Source organism: Microcoleus sp. Pol7_B2, assembly GCF_036701035.1.
In the GTDB taxonomy this organism is placed as follows: domain Bacteria; phylum Cyanobacteriota; class Cyanobacteriia; order Cyanobacteriales; family Microcoleaceae; genus Microcoleus.
The window spans coordinates 65056-76825 of sequence record NZ_JAUBQB010000012.1 but is presented as its reverse complement, the minus strand read 5'-3'; the positions used below and the strand labels follow the sequence as shown (position 1 = coordinate 76825).

Here is an 11770-nt window from a genome sequence, read left to right as displayed (position 1 = left end):
CTTCGCGGTTCAATCCGATCTTTGATTAATACACAATTCCTATTTTAGCGAAATATGAGCGCTTCTGTGTCACCTACTAGCAACAATATTTCTGCCACGGTCGAAAAGTTGCGTCGCCTCAGTCAAGTGGAGGTTCAGTCTGGTTGGAGGTTCTGCGATTCTGACTCTGCTGTCTCTTCAGTAAATATTTGTAACAAGCCGATTGCCGAACTTAACGCCAAAGGACATATTGCTTGGCCGTCTGGGAAGCAAGTTTTGTATTTGGGTCAGCAATTTGTAATTCCTGACAATTTGCACGGCTATCCTGTGGTTGGTTTGCGGTTGCTGCTGGGTTTGACTTGGTGGGCAGAAGATGCTCAAATTTTTGTCAACGGCGAGTTAGTCGGACAGGGAGATTTATTTGATTTTGCCGATCGAGTTTTGTTGAGTTCGTCGGCCAATCCCGGAGATGAATTTTTAGTTATTTTGCGGTTGGTAAGTCCGGGTCACGATAAAGGTGCTTTAGTGCGATCGATTTGTTTGTACGAAGCTGCGGATTCTTCTTGTTTCGATACGGGTTTTGTGGCTGCCGAATTAGAGATTTTGCAAAATTCGCTAAGTCGAAATTTAGAAAATTTAAATTGCCAATACCTCTCCACTGAAACAATAGCAAGTCGCCCACTGTTTGTCAAGGGGGAAACGCTGAAATCTGAGATTGATTTGGCGATGGATTTGATTGATTGGTCGGCGGTGGGCGATCGCGAAAAGTTCGATCGTTCGCTGTCTGTTTTGCGGCACAATTTACTGAGATATCTGCGGGCTTTTTCTGGGGATTTAGATGAGGGAACCGCAGAGGGCGCAGAGGGCGCAGAGAGAGGAAGAAAAGATGCGGTTTTTGAGCTTGGAGAAAATAGCAATGCTACATCTATATATATAGGAGAAAGCGGCGAGCTGACATCTATATATACAGGTAAAATCTATTTGGTCGGTCACGCTCATTTAGACTTAGCTTGGCTGTGGCCTGTCCCGGAAACTTGGGAAGCAGCAAAGCGAACTTTTGAGTCGGTATTGAAATTGCAATCGGAGTTTCCCGATTTGATTTTCTGCCATTCAACTCCCGCACTTTATGCTTGGATGGAAGAACATCGGCCGGATTTATTTGCTGCTATTAAAAAACAGGTGGCGGCGGGTTGCTGGGAAGTTGTCGGCGGGATGTGGGTAGAACCGGACTTAAACTTGATTTCTGCTGAATCAATGGTGCGGCAAGTTTTTTACGGACAGCGTTATGCAAAAGAAAAATTTGGAGAATTGATGCGGGTAGCTTGGCTACCGGATACTTTCGGTTTTGGGTGGCAATTACCTCAGATTTTGCGGCAAGGTGGAGTTGATTATTTTGTGACGCAAAAGTTGCGTTGGAACGATACAACGGAATTTCCCCACGGTGCGTTTTGGTGGGAAGGGTTGGACGGTACTAAAATATTTAGCATGATGTCTGCTCCAATTGGTGAAGGCATAGAATCTGTGAAAATGGCAAGTTATGCTTTTGACTGGCAAGTTAAAACTGGTTTGCAAGATGGTCTTTGGTTGCCTGGGGTTGGCGACCACGGCGGTGGCCCGACTCGTGATATGTTGGAGGTGGCGAAACGCTGGAAAATGTCGCCTTTTTTCCCGAAGTTGGAGTTTGCGAAAGCGGTTGATTATTTGTCTTTGATTGAGAGTCAGTTTTTGCCGGAAGTTACGGCAACTAAGTCCGAAAGCTATGTTCCAGAATCGGACAACCAGGAGAATTTACAGGCGCGAGAATTGTCAAACTTGTCGGCAATTTCGGATGCAAATCCTTCCATCTCACAACTCAAAACTATTCCCCCCACTCTCCCTGTTTGGAAAGACGAACTTTATTTAGAATTTCACCGGGGTTGCTACACGACTCGCGCCGACCAAAAACGCCAAAACCGCCGCTGCGAAGAATTGCTCTACCAAGCGGAGTTGCTGTCTTCGCTGGCAACGATTTGTACTGGTGCGGTTTATCCGAAATCCGAGTTAGAATCTGCTGGGAAACAAATTTTGTTTAACCAGTTTCACGATATTTTGCCCGGTTCTGCGATCGCCCCAGTTTATGCGGATGCTAATCTAGCCTTTGCCGAGGTCGATCGCACTTGTCGCGAAATCCTGCTAAAATCTTTGGATGCAATCTCGGCTCAAATTTCTCTGCCGAATCCCCCGCAGCCCGACGCTCAACCGATTTTGATTTTCAATACTCTCAATTGGTCGCGCTCTGAGGTTGTCGCCGTACCGCTTCCCGATGCCGCTGATTCAGCTTGGCAAATTTACGATTTTTCCCGACGGCGATTGGCTTCGCAGATTGTCAGGGGCGATCGACTCGAATCGCAATCTAAACTATTATTCTGGGCAAATAATCTCCCTGCCGTTGGCTACCAGATGTTTTGGCTGTGTCGCGAAGACCCTCAAACTGTGGATAATGCGTCCGCGAGTCCAGAAACCGAAAAAAAGACAGAGTTATCAAAACTTACATACGCTATAGCACAAAAAAACACACTTAGTCAAGAAACGCCTTTGGCAGCCGCACAAATGGTTTTAGAAAATGAATTTATTCGGGCAACAGTAGACGGACAAACCGGGGATTTATCCAGCATTTGGGATAAAATAAATAACCGAGAAGTCCTGAATGCAGCAGGTGGGAATCAACTGCAAGCATTTCAAGACAGCGGCCAATATTGGGATGCTTGGAACATCGATCCAAATTATGAAAAACATCAACTACCCGCGCCGACACTCAAAGATATTTCCTGGATAGCACAGGGAGAAATACGGCAGAGTTTGCGCGTCGTCCGACAAATTGGCAAATCGGAGTTTTGCCAAGATTATATAGTAGAAATAGGTTCGCCGCTGCTGAAAATCAAGACAGTTGCAGATTGGCAAGAAAAGCACGTTTTAGTAAAAGCAGCCTTTGGGTTAAATGTAGAAGCAGATTTTGCAACTTGCGAAATTCCCGGTGGTGCGATCGCACGCACAACCAAGCCGCAAACACCCGCCGAAAAAGCCAAATGGGAAGTGCCGATTTTGCGCTGGACTGATATCAGCAATGACGGTTTTGGAGTGAGTTTGCTCAATGATTGCAAATATGGTTGCGACCTTCAACCAAATCGCATTCGGCTGACATTGCTTCGGGGTTCGACTTGGCCGGATGCACAAGCAGATGTAGGAGTTTCCGAATTTACTTGTGCAGTGTATCCGCATAGCGGAAATTGGCAGGATGCAGGCACAGTTCGGCGCGGGTACGAGTTGAATTTGCCGCTGCTAGTAAAGGTGTTGCCGGAGTTGGGAGAAAATCGAAACAACAGTTTACCCGCAGTTGGCAAGTTCTTGGATTTGTGGGCGGACAATTTAGTTTTGATGGCTTTCAAACAATCGGAAGACGATTCTAATGTGTGGATTTTGCGGTGTTGCGAATCCGAGGGAAAGGAGGCTGTATTAAAATTCAATAGTGATTTGGGATTAGAGATTGTAGAGCCAGTAGATTTGTTAGAACGAGCGGCTAATTTGTCGGAAAAGCTGCCCGAAGGGCGAGGATTTAAGATAGATCCTTGGAAAATCGCGAGTTTTGGAGTTGTAGCGAACCGCGAAGGCGCGAAGGAAGAAGGGGAAGCGAAGAGATGAGGGGATTATTGGCAGGTTAAATGCTAAAACTTAGGGTAGTGTCGATCGCTCTGCGAATTATATCCAAAAATAAGCTATTGCCAAAGTAACGAAAGTCAGCGGCAGCCCGAACCGCAAATGTTCCTTAAAAGTCAGCCGATCGCCTGATTTCCGTGCAGCAACTTCAGCTACAATCAAATTAGCCACAGAACCCAACAAAGTTAAATTCCCCGCCAGAGTAGAACCCGCCGCCAACAACAGCCAAGCTTGGGTATCTGTTTTGACAATTACCGATTGCAGAACTAACACCGCCGGTACGTTAGAAATTAAATTAGAAAGAATTACGGTAACTCCCAACAAACTCAACGGTGTATTAGTCAAATTAGTTAAATTGTCCAACAAACCCAGTTGTTGAGTGGCTTTAGTCACCACAAACAATCCTGCAAACATTACTAGCAAATTCCAATCGACGCCTTGCAAAATGCGATCGGACTTGACGCGCCTAGTAATTAACAATATACTGGCAGCTATCCAGGCCGATTCTGCTAAAGGTGCACCCGCTAAAAAAGCTACTAAAAGTGCTGCTGTCACCCACAAACTTTTTGCTAGTAAAGGCTTGAACAATCGATACCTGACTTGAGTAACCTGCGGCAAAGATTTGCAAGAACGCACTTCTGGATAAAGCAACCACAGCCAAGCTACTTGAACCAGCAAACAAATTAAAGCTACTGGTGCGAGAGACCGGGCAAATTCCAAATAACTAATTCCCGAAAAAGAACCGACGAGAATATTTTGCGGGTTGCCACTCACAGTCGCCACTGAACCTAAATTAGTACCTCCGGCTAAAGCTAAAAGATAAGGGATAGGATTGAGAGACAAAGAGCGAGTCAGACTCAGCGTTAAAGGGGCCAGCAAAATAGCAGTAGTGTCATTGAGAAAAAATGCCGATAAAATGCCGCTGCCAAAAGTAACTGCCACCATAATGCCGAAAGGAGAACGAGTAAAGCGAGTTAAAAACTCTAAAGCGAGTTGAAAAAAACCCGATGCTCCCAAAGCCGAATTAACGACCATCATTCCCAGCAAAAAAACGATCGTATTTGGGTCGATCGCCTCCCAAGCAGTTTTGAGGTTAAGTATTCCCAAAGCCACCGCAAAACCTGACCCGACAATTGCAACCGCCGCCCGGTTCATCTGCAGCCCCGGCAAATATCCCAAACCGAATCCCAAGTAGGTCAGTCCCAATACTAGGTATTTGAGTGTTATCATATATACTTAAAATCCTTGATTGCCGCTTTTTTCCATTGTCTGGGATGCTAAAAGTACAGATCGGGTAATTGCAGCTAAACCTGCTGGCATTGCAACTAGCGCTAAATATCGCCGTGGAAAATAGCCAGTTTTGCAGTAAATTTATCAATACCAATTGAGATATAGTACCTCATCGCAAATTTATCCAACCTTTTGGGACTTTGCGAACTTAGTGCGAACAAAATTTGTCAATCGGCGCCAATTAGCCCTCACAACTTTCTTCTGATCTATAATATGCAAAATCGCGAACGCTAAAAATGTGTACGCCAGCCAAAAATGCAAACTCCTTCCCAGATCAACCATTGCGGAATTCTGGGGAAACATATCCGGCAGAACAATTCCGAAAAACTTCACATTGTTACTTTTGTAAGAGTTAGAAAGCAAGAAACCAGTAACCGGAACTAGCCACATAAAAACGTACAAAGTTGTGTGCAGAGCAAAATTTTTGTACCATTCCTTTGTAAACTTTGGCAGGCGTTTCGTATATTTTTTCCACCATACCCTCAGCAGAGTTAAAATCCGCCAAGTCAGTAAAGCCATTGTCAGCACTCCTACGGATTTGTGAAAATCGTAAAGGGGGCCTCGAATAAACAATTCTCCTGGCAATCGAGCCATAGAAGTACCGGTAATAAACAGCACTAAATAGCAAGCTGACATCACCCAGTGTAAGGACATCAGTTGTTTGAACGCAGAATTAAGTCTGGGTTTCGCAGCGGGTTTCAGGGTACTCACTCTTTCTTACCTCCTTAGCATTTGCTGCACAAGATTAAGTATAAACTATAGGACTAAAGCCCGTGGTTGATTGTGCATTATAAGATTTACTTAACTTAAGTATTGCAAATATTTATTAAACAGTCAAATTAACTATATTCACGATCGTCATTCCCAACATAAAACATCGTACTGGGGTCGATCGCCTCCCAAGCAGTTTTCAGGTCGAGTATCCCCAAAGCCACCACAAAAGCTGACCCGATAATTGCAACCGCCGCCCGGTTCATCCGCAGCCCCGGCAAATATCCCAAACCGAATCCCAAGTAGGTCAGTCCCAATACTAGGTATTTGAGTGTTATCATATATACTTAAAACCATTGATTGTCGGTTTTTTTTTATTGTCTAGGATGCTAAAAGTACAGACGGGATAATTGCAGCTAAACCTCCTGGCATTGCAACTAGCGGGAAATATCGTCTGCAGACCGTGTACCAGCTACCAAGAAACACAGTGGTTGAATGGGGAAGCGAAAACCAGCACGCTGGACAAGTGGTATTTTTGTTACAACTTGTAACTTTTTTCAAACAACAGGTTTAATTTAGTTTCACAAAAAAGTTAAATTCCAGAAAGTAAAATTAATTACAGTCGAGTTAAGCTAAAAGTGTTTGCTAAAAAAAGTAATTCAAGCAACCCCGAAACCAACTATTCTCACTTGCTCGACACGGACGGCGAGTTCGCGATAGCAAAACTTTCGTGCAGCCAACAAGTCGAACAAGATTGGTATGGAACTCTCTACGAGAATTTTCCGGGCATTTACTTCGTTCTAGATGCTTTGGGAAGAGTTTTTTCGCTCAATCAATTCGGTGCGTCTCGCCTCGCCTACAAATCGCAGGAATTAATTTGTCATTCAATTTTTAACATATTTTACTGCCAAGAACAAGGCAAAATGCAGGCAGAATTTGCTGGATTGGCCCAGCCGGAAAACGGTACGCCCACTCCAAAAATTGCCTCTTGGGAAGGCTGCTTGACTTGCAAAGACGGCAAGATTATTAGGGTAAAAGCAACCGCGCGCCCAATGCCGGCGGTTGATTGGAAAATAGAGGAAAATACCAATGGTCGCTCAATTGCCAATTTTCAACGGCCGGCTGTACTGTTAGTTTGCGAAGAAATTAAGGCCGCTTCGCAGTCACCCATGCCGCCCAACCAGAGAGGAAATTGGCGCAGTCCAACTTTGGCGATCGCAAAATTAGCCAAAAGTCAACTTAAAGAACGCAACAATATAGAAGACTTCATCCGCGAAGTAACAGAAACCGCTGTCAGTATTATCAACTGCGATCGAGCCAGTATTTGGCTCTATGGCGAAGACAAAACGCAGCTTCACTGCATCGACCTTTACGAACAAAATACTAAACTCCATTCTGTACAAATAATCATCACAGCCGCCGACTGTCCGGCCTATTTTCAAGCTTTAAAATCTGCAAGTGTGATCGCAACAGTGGCCGCAGAAAATGACCCCAGAACGCGAGAACTTGTCGGTCTTTATTTGCTCGATCAGGGCACGACTTCCCTGTTAAACGTACCGATTGTGCTAGCAGGTAAAATGGCGGGAATAGTCAGCGCCGAACGCCAGGGTGCCGACGGTGATTGGACGGAAGAAGAACACGAATTTACCCAAATATTAGCAGATTTTGTATCCTCAAGTTTGTCAGCTAGCGAAAAGTTAAAATTAGAAGCAATGCGGCACGAACAGCAGCAAAACTTGCTGACCCAATACTACGATCAACTAGAAGAAAGAGTAGAAAGACGTACTGCTGAACTCAAAAAAGCTAACCAAAAACTGCAAAAAGAAATAATTAAAAGAAAACAAGCCGAAGCCGAACTACGCCTGCAGCAACAAGAACAGCAAATAATTTTTGATTCCGTGCCGGCGATGATTTGGCTCAAAGATACCGAAAGTCGCCTGCTGCGAATTAATCAAGCCGCCGCTGCATCGAGAGGTTTGCCCGCAGCTCAATTAGAAGGTAAATCTTTTTATGAAATCTATCCAGACGAAGCAGAGCAATATTATTTAGAAGATTTGGAAGTAATCAATTCTGGCGTTCCCAAGCAGGGCCAAGTCGAACTGCTACCAACAGTTTCTGGTCAAAAATGCTGGGTGCGTACAGATAAAATACCTTACCGCGATGAAACAGGTAAAGTCGCTGGTGTAATCGTGTTTGCAGTAGATATTACTGATTTAATTAAAGTCGAAAGAGAACTGCGAGAATATCGCGATCGCCTTGCAGAAAAAGTCGAGAAACGTACTGCTATGTACAGGCAAGCCATGACCGCTTTGTACTCGGCAAATACGCAACTGCAACAGCTAATTAACAACAGCTACTCCTCTGGCGAAAATGGCAGCAGCCACTCCGCAGCACGCTTGCTCGAATGCGAAGCTTATTTTGAAGCAGTTGCCGTGGCTGACCGCGACACAATTTTGAGCGTCAGCAGTAATTTTGCCCAACTTTTCGGTTACGAACCTGCGGAAATGGTGGGAATGAGCTTGCTGGAACTACTGTCGCCGAAATCCTACAAACAGGCGCCGCAAATGATTTCTGCTGCCAGCAATACAGTCTGTGAAACGATTTTTCTTAAGCGAGATGGAACTGCTTTTCCTGCTGACGTTCGCAGCAAATTCGTATTTTGGGAAGGTCGTTTAGTACAGGTGAAAGCAGTCCGAGACCTCACAGAACGGAAATTGACCGCAGCCGAATTAGAGCGATCGCGGTCTTTGCTGCATGCTACCTTAGAAGCCACGGCAGACGGCATTCTCGCCGTTACTACCGCCGGAGAAATGATTAGTTATAACGAAAAGTTAGTTCAAATGTGGGGAATCTATGAAGAAGTTAGAAACTCTATGGATAGAACGGTGCGACTGGCTTTTCTCACTAAGCAAGTTAAAGATCCGAGAGCTTTTTTGCAGAGAGTTAAAGAATTTTATAGTGATACGGAGTCGGAAGGTTGCGATATTCTAGAATTTAAAGACGGTCGCACTTTTGAGCGCTACACGCAGCCGATTCGAGTCGGACAAAATATTATTGGCAGGGTGTGGCGCTTCCGCGATATTACATCTCGCGAAAAGGTGACGGCAATGTTGGGAGATTCTCAAAGGCGCTTTCGGGCAATTTTTGATTCTTCTTTCCAATTTGTGAGCTTATTGAAACCGGACGGCACTCTGCTGGAAGCTAACCAAACTTCTCTAGATTTTGCGGGAATTAAGCTACGGGATGTGGCCAATAAACCGTTTTGGCTATTGCCTTGGTGGGGAGATTCTGAGGAAGTTCAGGAACAGTTGCAAGAGGCGATTTCTCGATCGGCAAGAGGTGAATTTGTCCGCTATGAAGTGGAAGTTCAAGGTGTAAATCAGACGGCAACTGTTGATTTTTCTCTCAAACCCGTTGCGGATGAAACTGGCAAAATAGTATTGTTGCTCCCGGAAGGTCGGGACATTACTAAAAGTAAGCAAGCCCAAGTCGCGCTGCGGCAACAAATAGAACGGGAACGCCTGATCGGGCAGATTCAATCGCGAATCCGTTCTTCTCTGGATCTCCAAGATATTCTCAACACTACAGTAGCGGAAGTGCGGGAGTTTTTGGTAACCGATCGCGTGCTGATTTTCCGCTTCCGACCAGACTGGAACGGAGATGTGGTGGTGGAGTCGGTTGCAGAAGGATGGATGCCACTCAAAGGGATGGGAATTGACGATTGCTGTTTTGCCACTACTTACATCGGACAGTATTTAAAGGGTCGCATTCGCGCCATAGAGGATATTCATGCTTCTAATTTGAGCGAGTGTCACCTTAATTTTTTGGAGAATTGTCAGGTGAAGGCAAATTTGGTGGTGCCGATTGTCCAGCAGGGAATAGAACCGAGGGAAGGTAACGGTTCTTGTCAAGTGCCGAAGTTGTGGGGTTTGCTGATTGCCCACCACTGTTCGGCACCCCGCCAGTGGCAGCAGTTTGATGTGGATTTGCTTAGTCAGTTGGGTACTCAAGTTGCGATCGCGATCGAACAATCTTTACTTTACCAGCAGCTAGCTGCGGCCAACCAGCGGTTGGACGGGTTGGCGAATTTGGACAGTCTGACTCAACTAGCTAACCGCCGCCGTTTTGACGAGGTGATCAACCGAGAATGGGAGCAGTCGAGCTCTTCGGAACCGCTATCTTTGATTCTGTGCGACATTGACTGTTTTAAACTTTACAACGACAATTACGGCCACCAAGCCGGGGATGCTTGTTTGCAGCAAGTGGCGCGGGCGATCGGGGATGCTTGCACAAACGCACCCGCAGAACGCCTTTATTTGGCTGCTAGGTACGGCGGCGAGGAATTTGCGGTAATTTTGCCAAATACAGATGTCGTCGCTGCACAGGCTGTTGCTGAGGGAATCCGCAGCCGCGTCAAAGCCTTGGCAATTCCTCACATCAAGTCTGTTGTCAGTGATTCTGTGACTCTCAGCTTGGGAGTTGCGGCAGTTTCGCCAAGTCAAAATTCCCCGAAAATGTTGATTGAAGCTGCGGATAAGGCATTGTATCGAGCTAAGTCTGGCGGGCGCGATCGAGTGGCGATCAGCCAGTAATTATTAGTTGTTATTGGTTATTGGTTATTGGTTACTTGTTATTTGTTGGTTATGAGTAATTTGTTTCTCCTAACTCATAACCAACAAATAACCAACAACTAAAGTAAAGTGATATCGCTAAGTGCGATCGTACTAGCTTCCACCCCTACCAACAGAACCAACCGTTCCCCACTTGCTTTACTAATTAAAGTGCCTTCGGGAATTTGACTTATTGCCAAATTCCCAATTGCTTCGCCTTTATATTGTAGCACATCCAGCCCTTTAGTGAAATCAGAAATAACATCAAATTCGCCGTTATTTTCTAACACAAACGTGTCATTCCCTATGCCTCCAATTAGACTATCATCCCCCAAACCTGAGATTAAAATATCATCGCCAAAACCGCCAATGAGAGTGTCACTGCCAGCCCCGCCAAAGATAGTGTCATTTCCCTCGCAGCCATCCAGCAAATCGCTACTTTGATTCCCACTTAAGAAATCATTGCCAGCACCTCCGCAGATAGTATCACTGCCCAAATTGCCGTACAGAAGATCGTTGCCTTTGCCACCGAACACAATATCATTACCTTTGCCGCCAAATGCAGAATCATTACCTTTACCGCCCTGGATAAAATCAGCACCTTCATTGCCAAAAATTAAGTCGTTTTCTTCTTTGCCATTTAGGGAATCGTTACCACGATTGCCTAAAATGATATCTTCACCTTCACCACCAACAATGATGTCATTATTCTTGCCTCCCAAAAGGATATCATTCCCCTTGTTACCGTCAATAAAATCATTGCCTCGGTTCCCGTAAAGGATATCGTTTCCTTCACCGCCATAGAGGTTATCGTCCCCTAAATTCCCATCGAAAAGGTTCTGATTTGGACTGCCGTAAAAAGCATCATTTTCCCCGCTGCCTAACTGAATTTCACCGCTACCATTGCTGTTGATAGTATTGTCAACTGGATTGGGTTGGTTGAAATTGGGCTGCGGAATAGTATCGCAAATGCAATCGCTTTCCATTGGCGTGGGAGTCGGTGTTCCCGATGGCGTGGGAGTAGGCGTTTCCGATGGCGTGGGAGTAGGCGTTTCCGATGGCGTGGGAGTAGGCGTTTCCGATGGCGTGGGAGTAGGTGTTCCCGATGGTGTGGGAGTAGGTGTTCCCGATGGTGTGGGAGTCGGGGTTTCCGATGGCGTGGGAGTCGGGGTTTCCGATGGTGTAGGAGTAGGTGTTTCCGATGGTGTAGGAGTAGGTGTTTCCGTCGGAGTCGGGGTTCCAGTTGGAGTCGGAGTTTCCGTTGGAGTGGGCGTCGGAGTTTCCGTTGGAGTCGGGGTTCCCGTTGGAGTCGGGGTTCCCGTTGGAGTCGGAGTCGGGGTTCCCGTTGGAGTCGGAGTCGGGGTTCCCGTTGGAGTCGGAGTCGGGGTTCCCGTTGGAGTCGGAGTCGGAGTCGGCGTTTCCGTCGGAGTCGGAGTCGGAGTTTCCGTCGGAGTCGGAGTCGGCGTTTCCGTCGGAGTCGGAGTCGG

Annotated in this window: 6 protein-coding genes; 2 read left to right on the top strand and 4 right to left on the bottom strand. The window is 46.0% G+C overall.

Features of this window, described 5'->3' with window-relative positions:
* Window positions 1-54 precede the first annotated feature (54 nt).
* Window positions 55-3657, top strand: a complete 3603-nt coding sequence (locus QUA57_RS07360; protein WP_333063027.1) for an alpha-mannosidase — start codon at window positions 55-57, stop codon at window positions 3655-3657.
* A gap of 57 nt (window positions 3658-3714) precedes the next feature.
* On the opposite strand, the gene QUA57_RS07355 is transcribed toward QUA57_RS07360, so the two are convergent.
* From QUA57_RS07355 to QUA57_RS07345, 3 genes are all read right to left on the bottom strand, one after another.
* On the bottom strand, window positions 3715-4902 hold the full coding sequence (locus tag QUA57_RS07355) for an anion transporter (RefSeq protein WP_333063025.1): 1188 nt from the start codon (window positions 4900-4902) through the stop codon (window positions 3715-3717).
* Between the two features lie 180 nt (window positions 4903-5082).
* A complete protein-coding gene (locus QUA57_RS07350; protein WP_333063023.1) occupies window positions 5083-5673 on the bottom strand; it encodes a cytochrome b in 591 nt (196 codons plus the stop codon).
* A gap of 128 nt (window positions 5674-5801) precedes the next feature.
* Window positions 5802-6014, bottom strand: coding sequence for a hypothetical protein (locus tag QUA57_RS07345; RefSeq protein ID WP_333063022.1), 213 nt, complete (start codon window positions 6012-6014; stop codon window positions 5802-5804).
* Window positions 6015-6311: 297 nt separating this feature from the next.
* Here QUA57_RS07345 and QUA57_RS07340 point away from each other — a divergent pair, with 297 nt between their 5' ends.
* The gene (locus QUA57_RS07340; protein ID WP_333063020.1) at window positions 6312-10265 is read left to right on the top strand and encodes a PAS domain S-box protein; all 3954 of its coding nucleotides are present in this window, start codon (window positions 6312-6314) and stop codon (window positions 10263-10265) included.
* Between the two features lie 98 nt (window positions 10266-10363).
* Here QUA57_RS07340 and QUA57_RS07335 read toward each other — a convergent pair.
* Window positions 10364-11770, bottom strand: a 1407-nt coding sequence (locus QUA57_RS07335; RefSeq protein ID WP_333251019.1) for a calcium-binding protein, incomplete at its 5' end; no start/stop codon positions are given.